15 protein-coding genes and 1 riboswitch are annotated in these 14,940 nt (G+C 65.5%); of the genes, 13 read left to right on the top strand and 2 right to left on the bottom strand.

Translation table 11 applies throughout. The features are described 5' to 3' along the window. Positions 1 to 31: 31 nt before the first annotated feature. The 13 genes from ACE3N6_RS07915 (at position 32) to ACE3N6_RS07855 (ending at position 12,868) form a co-directional block, all read left to right on the top strand. Entirely contained in the window at positions 32 to 814 is a 783-nt protein-coding gene (locus tag ACE3N6_RS07915; protein ID WP_374244639.1) for an ABC transporter permease, read from the top strand. A gap of 11 nt (positions 815 to 825) precedes the next feature. Further along, positions 826 to 1,164 (top strand): divalent-cation tolerance protein CutA, encoded by a 339-nt coding sequence (gene cutA, locus ACE3N6_RS07910; protein ID WP_374244638.1) that lies wholly within the window; start codon positions 826 to 828, stop codon positions 1,162 to 1,164. Positions 1,165 to 1,218: 54 nt separating this feature from the next. Further along, positions 1,219 to 3,027 carry a protein-disulfide reductase DsbD gene (gene dsbD / locus ACE3N6_RS07905; protein WP_374244637.1) on the top strand — a complete coding sequence of 603 codons (1,809 nt, stop codon included), beginning with the start codon at positions 1,219 to 1,221 and terminating at the stop codon, positions 3,025 to 3,027. Positions 3,028 to 3,141: 114 nt separating this feature from the next. Then, positions 3,142 to 4,608: a metallophosphoesterase gene (locus tag ACE3N6_RS07900; RefSeq protein WP_374244636.1), complete on the top strand. Its 1,467-nt coding sequence runs from the start codon at positions 3,142 to 3,144 to the stop codon at positions 4,606 to 4,608. A 3-nt stretch (positions 4,609 to 4,611) separates the two neighbouring features. Continuing rightward, on the top strand, positions 4,612 to 6,564 hold the full coding sequence (locus tag ACE3N6_RS07895; protein WP_374244635.1) for a CHAT domain-containing protein: 1,953 nt from the start codon (positions 4,612 to 4,614) through the stop codon (positions 6,562 to 6,564). Between the two features lie 42 nt (positions 6,565 to 6,606). Further along, positions 6,607 to 6,713: riboswitch (S-adenosyl-L-homocysteine riboswitch) on the top strand. 100 nt (positions 6,714 to 6,813) lie between these two features. Next, positions 6,814 to 8,226: an adenosylhomocysteinase gene (ahcY, locus tag ACE3N6_RS07890; RefSeq protein ID WP_374244634.1), complete on the top strand. Its 1,413-nt coding sequence runs from the start codon at positions 6,814 to 6,816 to the stop codon at positions 8,224 to 8,226. Positions 8,227 to 8,289: 63 nt separating this feature from the next. Continuing rightward, positions 8,290 to 8,652 carry an Arc family DNA-binding protein gene (locus ACE3N6_RS07885; protein ID WP_374244633.1) on the top strand — a complete coding sequence of 121 codons (363 nt, stop codon included), beginning with the start codon at positions 8,290 to 8,292 and terminating at the stop codon, positions 8,650 to 8,652. Continuing rightward, a complete protein-coding gene (locus ACE3N6_RS07880) occupies positions 8,649 to 9,071 on the top strand; it encodes a PIN domain-containing protein (protein WP_374244632.1) in 423 nt (140 codons plus the stop codon). The genes ACE3N6_RS07885 and ACE3N6_RS07880 overlap by 4 nt, the downstream gene beginning before the upstream one ends. A 62-nt stretch (positions 9,072 to 9,133) precedes the next feature. Next, complete coding sequence (gene metF / locus ACE3N6_RS07875) at positions 9,134 to 9,994, top strand: methylenetetrahydrofolate reductase [NAD(P)H] (RefSeq protein ID WP_374244631.1); 861 nt, start codon at positions 9,134 to 9,136, stop codon at positions 9,992 to 9,994. A 27-nt stretch (positions 9,995 to 10,021) separates the two neighbouring features. Next, the gene (locus ACE3N6_RS07870; RefSeq protein ID WP_374244630.1) at positions 10,022 to 10,300 is read left to right on the top strand and encodes a DnaJ domain-containing protein; all 279 of its coding nucleotides are present in this window, start codon (positions 10,022 to 10,024) and stop codon (positions 10,298 to 10,300) included. Then, complete coding sequence (locus ACE3N6_RS07865; RefSeq protein WP_374244629.1) at positions 10,297 to 10,809, top strand: hypothetical protein; 513 nt, start codon at positions 10,297 to 10,299, stop codon at positions 10,807 to 10,809. Before ACE3N6_RS07870 ends, ACE3N6_RS07865 begins: the two co-directional genes overlap by 4 nt. Positions 10,810 to 10,830: 21 nt before the next feature. Further along, a complete protein-coding gene (locus ACE3N6_RS07860) occupies positions 10,831 to 11,598 on the top strand; it encodes a hypothetical protein (RefSeq protein WP_374244628.1) in 768 nt (255 codons plus the stop codon). Positions 11,599 to 11,641: 43 nt separating this feature from the next. Next, positions 11,642 to 12,868, top strand: coding sequence for a hypothetical protein (locus ACE3N6_RS07855; protein WP_374244627.1), 1,227 nt, complete (start codon positions 11,642 to 11,644; stop codon positions 12,866 to 12,868). 122 nt (positions 12,869 to 12,990) lie between these two features. Here ACE3N6_RS07855 and ACE3N6_RS07850 read toward each other — a convergent pair whose 3' ends face one another. Then, positions 12,991 to 13,908, bottom strand: a complete 918-nt coding sequence (locus ACE3N6_RS07850; RefSeq protein ID WP_374244626.1) for a DNA adenine methylase — start codon at positions 13,906 to 13,908, stop codon at positions 12,991 to 12,993. Next, positions 13,905 to 14,735, bottom strand: a complete 831-nt coding sequence (locus ACE3N6_RS07845; RefSeq protein ID WP_374244625.1) for an EcoRV family type II restriction endonuclease — start codon at positions 14,733 to 14,735, stop codon at positions 13,905 to 13,907. The genes ACE3N6_RS07850 and ACE3N6_RS07845 overlap by 4 nt, the downstream gene beginning before the upstream one ends. Between the last annotated feature and the right edge of the window lie 205 nt (positions 14,736 to 14,940).

Genomic DNA, 14,940 nt, shown 5'->3' with positions numbered 1-14,940 from the left:
CACGCTCGCTCCGCTCGCTGAAGACCCTGCCATGCCGAACCACTTCGCCCCGCCCCGGCTGTCATCCCGCCTCCTGGCCGTGTGGCGCCGCAACTTTCTGGTCTGGAAGAAACTCGCCCTGCCGTCCATCGTCGGCAACCTGGCCGACCCGGTGATCTACATGCTGGGCCTGGGCTACGGGCTCGGGATGCTGGTGCCGGAGGTCGAAGGCGTCTCCTACATCGCCTTCCTGGCCGGCGGCACCCTGTGCTACTCCACCATGAACGCCGCCACCTTCGAGGCCCTGTACTCCGGCTTCTCGCGGATGCACGTGCAGAAGACCTGGGAAGCCATCATGAACGCCCCGGTGGCGCTGGACGACATCGTCGCCGCCGAACTGGTGTGGGCCGCCAGCAAGGCAACGCTGGCCGGCACCGCCATCCTGGCGGTGATCGCCGCCTTCGGTTTTGCCGCCTCGCCGCTGGCGCTGGCGGCGATCCCGGTGGTCTTCCTCACCGGGCTGTGCTTCGCCGCCCTCGGCCTCATCATGACCGCCCTGGCGCCAAGCTACGACTTCTTCATGTACTACTTCACCCTGTTCATCACCCCGATGACCATGCTCTCGGGCGTATTCTTCCCCCAGAGCCAGCTGCCCGACGCGGTGCTCGGGGTGGCCAACCAGCTGCCCCTGGCCCACGCCGTGGCGCTGGTGCGCCCACTGCTGCTGGGCCAGATGCCCCAGCAGATCGGCTTTCACCTGGCCGTACTGGCCCTCATCGCGGCGCTGGCCTTCTGGCTGGCCCTGGCGCTCACCCGGCGCCGCCTGCTCAACTGACGACGACGACCATGACCGCACCTGCCGAAACCCTCCTCGTCCTCACCAACCTGCCCGACGCCGACAGCGCAAGGCAGATCGCCCGCCAGCTGGTCGAGCAACGCCTCGCCGCCTGCGTGAACATCCTGCCGGCGTGCACCTCGGTCTATCGCTGGAACGATGCCATCGAATCCGCCGCCGAGGTGCCGCTGCTCATCAAGACCACCCTCGCCCGCTACCCGGCGCTCCAGGCCGCCCTCACCGAACTCCACCCCTACGAACTTCCCGAGATCATCGCGGTCCCTCTGCACGAAGGCCTGCCCGCCTACCTGGCGTGGGTCGACACCGAAACCGCCGAGCCGCACCCCTGATTTCTTGATCCATCCGCTGGCGGGGTCGCCACCCCGCCGCCACACTTGCCGGCCATGATCCGTCTCATCCGCCACCTCCTCGCCCTCGCCGCCTTCCTGCTCGCCGCCTTCGGCGGGCACGCCGCTGGCGAGCCGCTGCCCGTCGAACAGGCCTTCCGCGCCACCGCCCGCGCGCTTGACGAGCACACCGTCGAGATCCGCTTCCAGATCGCCGACGGCTACTACCTCTACCGCCACCGCTTCAAGTTCGAGGCCGACGGCGTCGGCTTCGGCGAACCCGCGCTCCCGCCCGGCAAGCCCAAGAAGGACGACGCCTTCGGCGAGGTCGAGATCTACCGCAAGGAACTCGTCTTCACCCTGCCCGTCACCGCCGGCAAGCCGCCCTTCCCGCTCACCCTCGTCAGCCAGGGCTGCGCCGACATCGGCATCTGCTACCCACCCCAGACCCACACCCTCACCGTGGCCCTCTCCAGCGGCGGCCCCGGCGAGAGCCTGCTCGCCCGGGCGCTCGGCAAGGGCGACGCCCCCGCCGCCAGCCCCGCCCCGGCCGCAGCCCCCGACGACCACGACGAATCCGGCCGCATCGCCCGCCTGCTGGCCGGCGGCGGCACCCTCGCCACCCTCGCCAGCTTCTTCGGCTTCGGCCTGCTGCTGGCCTTCACCCCCTGCGTCTTCCCGATGATCCCGATCCTCTCGGGCATCATCGTCGGCCACGGCCACGCCATCACCAAGAGCCGCGCCTTCGGCCTGTCGGCGCTCTACGTGCTGGGCATGGCCGTCACCTACGCCGCGGCCGGCGTGGCCGCCGGGCTGTCCGGCACGCTGCTGTCGGCGGCGCTGCAGAACCCCTGGGTGCTGGGCGGCTTCGCGCTGGTCTTCGTGGTGCTGGCCCTGTCGATGTTCGGCTTCTACGAGCTGCAGATGCCCACCGCGCTGCAAAGCCGCCTCTCCGACACCGCCAGCCACCAGAAGGGCGGCTCGCCCGGCGGCGTGATCGCCATGGGCGCGCTCTCCGCGCTGATCGTCGGCCCCTGCGTGGCCGCGCCGCTCGCCGGCGCCCTGCTCTACATCGCCAAGACCGGCGACGCCACCCTCGGCGGCCTCGCCCTGTTCACGATGGCCCTGGGCATGGGCGCACCGCTCATCCTCGTCGGCGTGCTCGCCCGCAGCGCCCTGCCCAAAACGGGCCCGTGGATGGAAGGCGTCAAGCGCGCCTTCGGCGTCATGCTGCTGGCGGTGGCGGTGTGGCTGGTCTCGCCGGTGCTGCCGGGCATCGCCGCCATGCTGGCGTGGGCGGCGCTCCTGGTCGTCTCGGCGATCTACCTCCACGCCCTCGATCCCCTGCCGCCCCACGCCAGCGGCTGGCAGCGCTTCTGGAAGGGCTGGGGCGTAATCGCCCTGCTGGCCGGCGCGGCGATGTTCGTCGGCGCCCTGGCCGGCTCCCGCGACCCGCTTCAGCCGCTGGCCGTGCTGCGCGCCCAGGCCGCGGCCGCCCCGGTGGCCGAAACCAGGTTCCAGCGCATCCGCTCGGTGGCCGAACTCGACGCTGCGCTCAAATCCGCCAACCGCCCGGCGATGCTCGACTTCTACGCCGACTGGTGCATCTCGTGCAAGGAGATGGAGCGCTTCACCTTCGCCGACCCCGCCGTCGCCCGCCGCCTCGCCGGCTTCCAGCTCCTGCAGGCGGACGTCACCGCCAACAACGACGACGACAAGGCCCTCCTCAAGCGCTTCAAGCTCTTCGGCCCGCCGGGCATCGTCTTCTTCGACGCCGCCGGCACCGAGCGCACCGCGCTGCGGGTCGTCGGCTTCCAGGACGCCGAAGTCTTCGGCAAGGTGCTGGACGCAGCCCAGGCGCCCTGACCCCGGCTGGCGCACCGGGCTACCCCGGGCTATGCTGGAAAGCATGACAACGTCCGCGCCCGCCTGAGGGGCCATCGCCCCGCGGCAGGGCCGGCCTCAGGAGCCGTCCCGATCATGCCCGACCACCTGCCCGCCTTCGACGAACTCTACGTCATCTCCGATCTGCACATGGGCGGCGAGCCCGGCTTCCAGATCCTCAAACAAACCGGGCGGCTCGCCCGCTTCGTCCGCCACCTCGCCGACCTGCCCGCGGCCCGACGGGTCGCCCTGGTGCTCAACGGCGACATCATCGACACCCTCGCCGAAACCCGCGTGAAGGGTTGCGTGGCGATGCTGGACGCCGTGGACGTGGTGGGCGCCATCGTCGAGCGCGCCGCCTTCAAGCCGGTGTGGGACGCCCTCGCCGCCTTCGTCCAGACCGACAACCGCCAACTGGTCCTGGTCATCGGCAACCACGACATCGAACTCGCCCTGCCGGCCGTCCAGCGGATGCTCGCCGCCCGCCTCGTGGGCAGCAAGCCCGCGGCCCGCGCGCAGCTCGAGTTCTCCACCACCGGCGGCGGCTACCCCTGCACGGTGGGCGGGGCGCGGGTCTTCTGCACCCACGGCAACGAAACCGACACCTGGAACTTCAACAGCTACGAGGATCTGGCCCGCCTCGGCCGCCGGGTGGAGCTGGGCCAGCCCCTCGACGACTGGCACCCCAACGCCGGCACCCGGCTGGTCAAGGAGGTGATGAACGAGGTCAAGCGCCGCTACGCCTGGATCGACCTGCTCAAGCCCGAGAAATCCGCCGCCTTCGGCACCCTGCTGGCCCTCGACCCCGGCCGCATCCGCAAGCTGCCCGACGTGGCCACCATCGTGCCCGCCGCACTCGACACCCGCGAACGCGACCGCCGCCTGAACGAGCAGGCCGCCGCCAAGGCGCCCACCGACAGCGAGCGGCTCGACCAGCTCCTCGGCCCCAACCTGCGCGCCCTGCGCCACGCCGCGCCCCCGCCGGCCACCGGCGCCGACGCCATGCTGCTCAACGCCGAAGACGCCCTGGGCGCCGCGCCCGGCACCACCAGCCAGCCTGAAGAAACCCTCGGCACCGGCCAGTACCTCATCGACCGCCTGTTCGGCTGGATCACCAAGGTCTCGAAGGAAGAGGCCCTGCGCAAAGCCCTGCTCGACTGGCTGAAGGACGACCGCAGCTTCGACTGGCACTTCGGCAAGAACGACGACGACCGCCAGATCATCGACTCCGTGGGCACCGGCTTTCGCTTCATCGTCGCCGGCCACACCCACCTGGCGCGGGCCATCGACCTGGGCGGCGGGCGCGCCTACTTCAACTCGGGCACCTGGATCCGCCTGATGCAGTTCACCGCCGACATGCTGGCCAACGCCAAAGCCTTCAAGCCGGTGTACGCTGCGCTGGACGACGGCCACATGACCACCCTCGACGACGGCCAGCTCATCCTCGACCGCACCACCGCCGTGCGCATCTCCGCCGCCGCCGGCCAGCCGGTCGGCGAACTCCTCGTCGTGCGCGGCGACGCCGACGCCGTCAGCTTCGAAGCCATCGACCCCAAGGCCTGAACCATGAGCGACATCCGCAGCGTCAAGCTCGAATTCCTGCGCCCCGGCCCCGCCCACAACCAGCTGCTCTCGCCCCTCACGCCCTACGTCGCGGTGTGCGGCGACGACGGCTCGGTGACCGTGCACCTGCCCTTCGAGCACCGCGAGCTGCTGGTCCGCCTCAAGCGCCTGCGCTACGAGAGCGGGCTCGACCCGGCCCAGGACGTGCAGCGTCAGGCCGAAGTGCGCAGCATGGGCGAGGCCGTCGGCGAAGTGATCGGCAAGGTGCCGTCGCTGCTCTCGGCGATCAGCGGCATGGGCAGCGATCTGGTGCACCTGCGGCTGGTGCTGTCCCCGTCCGAGCTGGGCATGGTGCCCTTCGAGATGGCCATCGCCCCGAACGCCTTCCCCGGCTCCGGCGCCTCGCTCTTCCTGCAGCCCTGCTCCCCGATCACCGTCACCCGCGAAGTGCGCCGCAGCACCCCGCTCAAGGTGGAGTGGGACCGCCCCCCGCGCATCCTGTTCGCCTTCGCCACCCCGCCGGGCTACGCCCCCGTGCCCGCCCAGGACCACCTCAACGCCCTGCGCCGGGCCATCGAACCGTGGGTGGACATCGTCGACCCCGGCGCACGGGACGCCCGCCTCGAGAAGGTCAAGGCCAACCTCACCGTGCTGCCCGAAGCCACCCTCGAAGACATCCGCCGCGCCTGCGCCGCGGCCGACTACACCCACATCCACATCCTCGCCCACGGCGCCGAATACCACGACGCCGGCGAGAGCCGCTTCGGCGTGGCCCTGGCCGGCGCCCTCGACCCGTCCGGCGCCGACGTGGTGGACGGCACCCGCCTCGCCATCGCCCTCACCGCCCGCGGCAACGACGGCAGCACCCGCTCGGTGCCCACCTTCGTCTCGCTGGCCACCTGCGACTCCGGCAACATCGACTCGGTACTCGCCCCCGGCGGCAGCATCGCCCACGCCCTGCACATGGCCGGCATCCCGTGGGTCGTCGCCTCCCAGTTCCCGCTGTGGATGCGCGCCTCCACGCTGGCCACCGAGATCCTCTACGGCGGCATCCTCGCCGGCCTCGACCCCCGCCGGGTGCTGTTCGACCTGCGCCAGCGCCTGCGCGCCAACGCCCCGGGCACCCACGACTGGGCCAGCATCGTCGCCTACGCCGCGGCGCCGTGGGATTTCGCCGCGCAGGTGCGCAAGTTCCGCTACCGCCAGACCAAACGCCGGGTCGACATCCAGCTCGACCGCCTCGACAACCTCCGCCTGCACCCCGACGGCGCCAACCGCGAAGCGCTCGAAGCCGAGATGGCCGAACGCCACCGCGCCATCCGCAGCGTGATCGCCGACTGGCTCAACGAGTCAAAGAGCAGCCCCGACCCCCTCCTCGCCAGCGAGCGCCTGGGCATGGGCGGCGCCACCGAAAAGCGCATCGCCCTGAACCTGGAAACCCTCGCCCCGGCCGACCGCCGCACCATCGACGCCGCCTACGACGCCGCCATGGACTACTACCAGCGGGCCCTGCGCAAGAGCACCACCAACCACTGGGTCGCCACCCAGTACCTCTCCCTCGCCGCGGTGCGCGAGCGCGACGCCAAAGCCCCTTCGGCGGAACTCCGGAAGCTCGCCGCCTGGTGGCAGGCCGCCGAGCAGATCACCCGCTGGGAGTACGCCGCGCCCAGCTGCTGCAAGTCCCAGAACCACCTGTGGGCCATCGGCACCCTGCTTGAGCTGCTCACCCTCGGGCCATTCTTCGCCGCCAAGGGCCAGTGGGACGCCGAAGCCCGCAAGCGCGAGGCCGTCGACTACGCCCGGGAGCTGGTGCGCCTCGTCGGCGACGACGACTTCCCGCTCAAGTCCACCCAGCGCCAGTTCCGCCGCTACCGGGACTGCTGGCGCTCCGAGCGCTGGAACGACATGGTCGCCGCCATCCTCGAGGCCCTGGGCGAAGCGCCCGAAAGCCCTTGAAAGCCCTTAAAAAACCGCCACAAAAACCGATATAATCGGCGACTCTTCGAGGAGCGCTGCAAGACCGCCGGGTGCAATGCCCGCCGTCCCAGGCTCGATGTCAGTGCCGCCGGGCTTGCCCGACGCACCAGCAACCGCGCTCACCCGTCCATGCTTTGTCTGCAACCCGTGCCGGGCACGGGGAGACGTGGTGAGCCCCTCGTAAAGCCACCCGTAGTCCCTTCCCGGCCACACGTTCGAGGAAACCTCATGAACACTGTGGCTGAAAAGTTCACCGATTACATCGTCGCCGACCTCTCCCTGGCCGACTGGGGCCGCAAGGAGATCAAGATCGCCGAAACCGAGATGCCGGGCCTGATGGCGATCCGCGACGAATTCGCCGCCGCCCAGCCCCTCAAGGGCGCGCGCATCACCGGCTCGCTGCACATGACCATCCAGACCGCCGTGCTGATCGAGACGCTCACCGCGCTCGGCGCCGAAGTGCGCTGGGCCTCGTGCAACATCTTCAGCACCCAGGATCACGCCGCCGCCGCCATCGCCGCCCAGGGCATCCCGGTGTTCGCCGTGAAGGGCGAGACCCTGGTGGATTACTGGGACTACACCCACCGCATCTTCGAGTGGGCCGACGGCGGCTACTCCAACATGATCCTCGACGACGGCGGCGACGCGACCCTGCTGCTGCACCTGGGCGCCAAGGCCGAGAAGGACATCTCCGTCATCGCCAAGCCCTCGTCCGAAGAAGAAACCATCCTCTTCGCCGCCATCCGCGCCAAGCTCGCCACCGACCCGACCTGGTACTCCACCCGCCTCGCCCAGATCAAGGGCGTCACCGAAGAGACCACCACCGGCGTGCATCGCCTGTACCAGATGCACCAGCGCGGCGACCTCAAGTTCCCGGCGATCAACGTCAACGACTCGGTCACCAAGTCCAAGTTCGACAACCTCTACGGCTGCCGCGAATCGCTGGTCGATGGCATCAAGCGCGCCACCGACGTGATGATCGCCGGCAAGGTCGCCGTGGTGTGCGGCTACGGCGACGTGGGCAAGGGCTCCGCCCAGGCCCTGCGCGCCCTGTCGGCCCAGGTGTGGGTCACCGAGATCGACCCGATCTGCGCCCTGCAGGCCGCGATGGAAGGCTACCGCGTGGTCACCATGGAATACGCCGCCAGCCTGGCCGACATCTTCGTCACCACCACCGGCAACTTCCACGTCATCACCCACGACCACATGGCCGCCATGAAGGATCAGGCCATCGTCTGCAACATCGGCCACTTCGACAACGAGATCGACGTCGCCTCCATCGAGCAGTACCAGTGGGAAGAGATCAAGCCCCAGGTGGATCACGTCATCTTCCCCGACGGCAAGCGCATCATCCTGCTCGCCAAGGGCCGCCTGGTTAATCTGGGCTGCGGCACCGGCCATCCGTCCTACGTGATGTCCAGCTCCTTCGCCAACCAGACCATCGCGCAGATCGAGCTTTTCACCCGCACCGCCGACTACCCGGTGGGCGTCTACACCCTGCCCAAGCACCTGGACGAGAAGGTTGCGCGCCTGCAGCTCAAGAAGCTCAACGCCCAGCTCACCGAGCTGACCGACGAGCAGGCCGCCTACATCGGCGTGCCCAAGCAAGGCCCGTACAAGGCCGAGCACTATCGTTACTAAACTTGATTCAAGCCCACCGAGAATCCACAATGGAACCATAATGATTCCATTGTGGATTAAGCCATGCCTGTCACGCTCACCATCAAGAATGTTCCGGACAAACTGGCCGAGCAGCTTCGTGCACTCGCCGCAGCCCATCACCGTTCGCTTCAGGGGGAGCTGATGGCGATCGTCGAAGCCGTCGCACGCAACGAGGATTCCGCCAAAACGCATCCGCCCCTCCCGCCCGCCATGGCTGCCAGCCATGGCCCCGTGGAGCCCAAAGCGGTTGCGTCCGACGACCTCCTCGATCAGCTTGATTCAATCGTCACCGGCAGCCAGTGGGGTCAGGCGCCGCTCCTCACCCGAAGCCAGGCCCATGACCGCGCGCTCTCGCGAGAGTTCGACTACCAGTTGCAGGAAGAGCAGGCGCAGTACAAACCATGAGTTCGCCCTACTTCCTCGACACCAACATCCTGATCTACGCAACCTCGCTGGCCAGCGACCACGCCGCCAAGCGGCCCATTGCCCGAAGCTGGGTGGCCCGCACCGACTGGGGCCTGTCCACTCAGGTGTTGATGGAGTTCTACGCCAACGCTCGCCAGCCCCGCCATGGCCTGCTGCCCACGGCGCCCCAGGCTTTCGTCGAAAGCCTCGCCGCCAGCCGTCCTGTACAGGCAGTCGACCGCGAACTGGTGCTCGCGGCCCTCAGCCTGCGCAACCGTTACAACCTCAGCCACTGGGATGCGGCAATCCTCTGTGCTGCAGCGCGCCTCGGCGCCCACACCGTCATCAGCGAGGACCTCTCCCATGGGCAGCAATACGATGGCGTCACCGTCCTCAACCCGTTTGTGGCGCAGGCCTGAGCGCTGACGCAGCATCTACCCCATTATTGGCGGCCCAAGCGCCGCCCCCGTACGGAGCAGTCATGACCGACTCACGCCTCACTCCTCACTCCTCACAGCACTTAAGCATCGAATTCTTCCCCCCGCAAACGGCCGAAGGCGCCGACAAGCTGCGCGCGGTGCGCCAGAAGCTCGCCGTGCTCAAGCCCGAGTTCTTCTCGGTCACCTTTGGCGCGGGCGGCACCACCCAGGATCGCACCTTCGAAGCCGTCTTCGAGATCCAGAGCGAAGGCCACCAGGCCGCGCCGCACCTGTCGTGCATCGGCTCCACCCGCGAGCACATCCGCGAGATCCTGCAGCGCTACCGGGCCGCCGGCATCCGCCGCATCGTGGCCCTGCGGGGCGATCTGCCCTCCGGCGTGGGCTTTGCCGGCGAACTCCGCTACGCCAACGAGCTGGTCGAGTTCATCCGTGCCGAAACCGGCGACCACTTCCACATCGAAGTCGCCGCCTACCCCGAATACCACCCCCAGGCCCGCACCCCGCAGGACGACCTCCTCGCCTTCAAGCGCAAGGTCGAGGCCGGCGCCGATTCGGCCATCACCCAGTACTTCTACAACGTGGATGCCTACCTGCACTTCCGCGACGAATGTGCCGCGCTGGGCGTCGATGTGCCCATCGTGCCGGGCATCATGCCCATCGTGTCGTTCTCGAAGCTCGCCCGCTTCTCGGATGCCTGCGGCGCCGAAATCCCCCGCTGGATGCGCCGCAAGTTCGAAGCCTTCGGCGACGACAGCGACAGCATCAAGGCCTTCGGGCTGGACGTGGTGAGCGAGCTGTGCGAGAAGCTCCTCGCCGCCGGCGCGCCGGGGCTGCACTTCTACAGCATGAACCAGTCCGCCGCCACGCTGGCCATCTGCCAGCGCCTGGGCATTGCAGGCTGATCCAGCCCGACCACGGGAAAGACACCCATGCGCGACCCCTACGAAGTCCTCGGCGTAGCCCCCACCGCCCCCGACGAAGCCATCAAGACGGCCTACCGCAAGGCGGCGCGCCTGTACCACCCCGACCGCAACCCCGACCCCAACGCCGCGGCCCGCTTCCGCGACATCCAGAGCGCCTACGAGCTGCTGGCCGATCCGGCAAAGCGGCGCGACTACGACCTGCTGCGCCAGCGCAACCTCATCGACGACCCCCAGCAGGAAGCCACCTTCCTCTGGAACGCCTACATTGAAAAGGTGATTGCTTGACCTCGTTCTACTTCGAAGACATTTTCGAGCGCTACGCCCACGAAATCGACGACCTGCGATCCGACTCCGAAGGCCGCGACGTGCTCGCCCGCCGCCTGCGCGACAAGCACAAGGAATTCCCCTTCCTGCTGTCGATGATCGACACCGCCCCCGAGATGGTCGCCCCCGCCTTCCACGGCGCCTTCCGCTTCACGAGCCAGACCCTCGTCTATGGCGCCGCCCACAGCGAACCCGGCGACGACGACTTCCCCAGCTGGAGCGAACTCGCCCGCACCCTCGAGATCGCCGACTGGGCCAAGCCCCTGGTCGCCCAATGCCTCAAGCAGGATGGCGGCGACAGCTTCCTCGTCACCGTCGCCGTGCTCGAACACATGCTCGGCAGCGGCCTCGCGGTGCGCGCCGCCCCCGAATCCGCCCGGGGCCACGACGAAGACGACGACGCCGAAGATCTCTCCGAAGCCGGCGACGCGTGGATGTCCGAACAAGGCTTCGACGCCGTCGAACGATAAGCACGCCAAGGAACGCCCCGCATGAACGCCCTGGTCATCAAACAGACCCACGCCCTCATCCAGGCCGGCGAGATCGCCGAAGCCGAATCCGCCCTCGCCGTCATCGCCGAACAGGAAGGCGACCACGCCCTCGTCGAAGTGCTCGACGAGATGGCCCCCAAGGATGTCCTCGCCGTGATGCGCGAGTACGACGCCAGCAAGGAATCCATCGTCAACATGGTGGTCAGCCCCGAGCAGTTCGTGGCCGCCATCCTGCTTGAGCGCCAGTACGGCGAGCCCCTCGAAAAGTACGTCCCGCGCCTGCGCAACACCATGAACGCGGTGATGCACCGCAGCAGCGGCAGCTGCGCCGAAGTGCTCGACTGCCTCGCCGAACACGACGAAGGCGTGCGCCTGCTGGCCGACTACTTCACCGACCACTACGACTCGCTCCTCGCCCTCGCCTACCACGGCGTGTTCGAGGTCGAGGTGGATCTGGAGCGCGCCTTCACGCCCAAGTCCGCCATCGGCTTCGACTCCGAGCGCATCGACGAACTCGACCAGGGCCTCGAGATCGGCGACGCCATCGAGATGGTCAAGGCCCGCGTATCCCGCACCGAAGTCGCCGACGGCGACTGGATGGAGACCGCCTGGCTGCTGCGCCACGAATTCTCCGACACCTTCGAGCTGCTCGTCATCGAGATCCAGGACCGCATCGCCCGCGCCAGCGAAGCCGCCCGCCTGCCGGTGGCCGACACCGAGCCCGGCGTGCCCAAGCTCGACGACGAGGACGAAGAATCCGCCATCTAAGCCCCTCACCCCCGCACGGCCCCCCGGCCGTGCGCCCGCGCCCATGCCCATCGCCCAAGCCCTCACGACCGTCGACAGCCGCCCCTACTTCGAGCGCGTGCTGTGCCACGCCCTGACGGAAAAGCTGATCGACGCCGCCCGCCTCGACGCCATCCGCCGCGAAGGCGCCAAAGGCATCGTGCAGCTCGCCGGCTTCTTCAGCACCGCCCACCTGCGCCCCGAACTCGAAGCCGCCCGCGGCCGCCTCGTCACCCTGGTCGGACTGGCGCTGGAGGCAGAATCCGGCGGCAAGTTCGACGCCGCCGCCCGGCTCCTGCGCGACAAAACCCTCCTCGCCCTCTCCAAAGCCGGCGCCGACCGCCTGCGCCGGCTCCACGCCCTGCCCACCGAACGCCTGCTCGGCACCCCCGAAGTCCTGCGCGAAAGCGAAAAGGACTTCCTCGCCCGCAGCACCATCGAGCCCGGCATCACCTATGCCCGCTATCTGGCCGAACACGCCGCCCGCGAACGCAACCAGCAGTTCATCGACGCCGCCTACTGGCTCGCCGGCAAGTTTGGCGTCGCCCGCGACGACGCCCAGGAATGGCACGTCTTCGCCGAATCCGTCATCAACAGCGCCCTGCTCGTGCTGTTTGCCGAAAAGAAACCCGGCGGCTTCTTCAGCGTGGATCGCTTCCTCAAGCTCGCCGAAGCCGCCACCAAAAAACGCGGCGCCACCTTTGGCGTGCTGGATGGCTGGCTCGAAGACGCCCCGCCCGCCCTCCGCCGCCTCATCGAAAAGGAATGCACCCGCTTCACCGCCGAAGTACTGCCCCTGCTACGCGAACACCCCGCCACCGAGATCTACCGCAACCAGGACCGCTTCTCCGGCCTGTTCTTCTTCGACAGCCACTCCATCGGCGAAATCACCCACCACGACAAAGCCCGCGCCGCCGAATGGCACAGCATCATGGGCACCCAGGGCGAACACCCCGACGTGCAATGCGGCGTGCTCCTGATGGTCGCAACCGGCCTCGAACCCACCCGCAGCCTGCGCAAGAAAGACGCCCTCGCCATCTGGGACAACTTCCGGGACACCGGCTTCAACCAGCCCGCCATCACCCGCTTCATCGACAACGTCGTCCCCTTCGAATACCAGTCCGACATCCGCCGCCTGTGGGATGAAGACCTCGGGCCCGAGGCCAGCCAGCAGCTGGATGGCGATGACGAGACGAGGGTGCTCAACTACCTGCAGGAGACGTGCAGGACGGGGTGGAAGAAGAAGGGGTGAGGGGCGGACTGCCGCAGCTGCCGACCCTAAACAGCCATAAAAACGCCAAGAAAACCACCCATTGACGTAAAGATCACAGGTGCCACGCGGCTATATCATGCAGCGCCCAGTGAAACATCATGTTATGCCGCGCTATATTCCGCTGGCGGCTCAAGCAGGATGTATTGAACTTGGCGCTCTTCGCGGCGGCGAATAGGGTTTTCCGTAAAGTTGGTTACTAACGCTTCAACAACTGGATTTCTATTTTCCTCTTTGCCGCCGACATGATAGAAATGCTCACGCGTAAGAACGCGATGCTCTGACCATAAGGATTTCACATATTCATTTTCTCGGTAATCATTGTGATGCCAAGTCGACAAAATGAATTTCCCAGCAAAACCCGAGAGCTGCCTAAAAAGCTCTCGTTCCTGACTATCATCCCACCCGTTATAATAATCAACATGCCGATCAATGTATGGCGGGTCGCAGTAAATTAGGTCTTTCGACGAAGCGTCTTGTATCGTCTTATTGAAGTCTTGGCATCTAAAAGTAAACTCCTTTGCCTTGATGATCTTACTGACCCAAGCAACCTGATTGACAATTTTAGTCACATAAGCCTGTGCAAACCGTTGGGGCTTTCTACAAAACGGAATATTGAACCCACCCTTCTTATTGAACCGGATCATTCCATTGAATCCTGCGCGATTGACGAACAAAAAATCGAGCGGGGAATGCTCTGCGTTAAATCTATCCCTGACGAAGTAGTAGTGATCTTCACCTTTTGACAACAGCACTTCCCCTTCGCGGGTAAGAAACTCCTTGACCACTTCAGGCGTTATGTTGCCTGACGCTATGCTGGCATAAAAATTAACAAGGTGCGGATTAGAGTCACACAAGAGGGCACGCCGTGGCGCCACATTGAAAGCAACAACACCAGTACCCATAAAAGGTTCAATCCATGTGCCGTCAAAATCACTTGGAACTACGCTTTGTATCCATGGAACAAGCTTGGTCTTTATGCCCTGAGACTTGATCGGCGGCACGCCAATTTTTATCGTCATTCGTTGCCGCTCCTTTTATCTACCACCAACAAGACATCGCCTTTTTTGTATTCGACGAACTCTCGAAGAGTCGATATTTTCTTGGTCCCACCTTTTCCGTCGCAAACAGTAATTTTCTTGTAGTTCATCCAGTATTCGTCAAACCACTCCTCCCCGAGCTTCGAGAACATCCCTCTGCCTGCGATAATGTCGGCTATGTTGTTTATGCTGCCGATGTTGGCTGTATTGCCACTTCCACCTCTATCGCTGGCGATCCTCCACTTCTCAGTGACAAAGAAATGGAAGTTTCTTGCCACGGAAAAAATTGAATGCAAATCATCCAACCCATGGACTCTTGTTTCATCGATTTCCGCCGCTTCCGCTCTGTCATAGATGATGCCAAGACAGAAATGGCCTGAGTAGCTCCCGTAGGGAAACTGGATGTTCTTGGTGCTGGCTCTATTCTCGAAATATTCACCATGCGAACCCAGTGTAAAGCCGTTGCATAGATGTGGCTTCTTCGGGTTTCTGTATGTGGTCTTGAAATCAACAGCAAACCTTACCGACTGATCGCTTGCCTTTACGAACGAAATGTCCGGGTAGTAATTCTGATGCTCAGCGAGAACAACTTTGTACCCGTTGGCCTGAGCAAACGCCAGAATTTTCGGAAAGAGGTGTATCTCAAGAATCTTCGAAACGATCTTTGTGTCTGACGAGATGGTGTAAACGTTTTTGAAGATATCAACAAATCCTTTGACCGTCCACTGACCATCGTCACTGCTGACGTGATCTCGTAGCTCGGTCACAAACTTCTCCAGTTTCCTTGCGAATTCTTTTTTTTCAGTCATCTGATTGCAGGTGCTGTGAGAGCGAAAAAGTCATGTTATAGGTTACGCGATAAGTACGGGAACGCCCGATAGACCGCAAGGTATAACTTCACTTTCCAACGAAAATTTCACTGCATGAAATTCCAAAAAAGCAGTCGACAGTTATTTTCAAGAAAAGACTGCCCCCGACAAAAAGCAACACGACGGGGCAGAGCTGCCGCAGCTA

Origin of the sequence: Zoogloea sp., from assembly GCF_041904905.1 — a bacterium.
GTDB lineage: Bacteria > Pseudomonadota > Gammaproteobacteria > Burkholderiales > Rhodocyclaceae > Zoogloea.
Note: the sequence above shows the minus strand (reverse complement) of the source record. Positions and strands in the feature narration are given on the sequence as shown.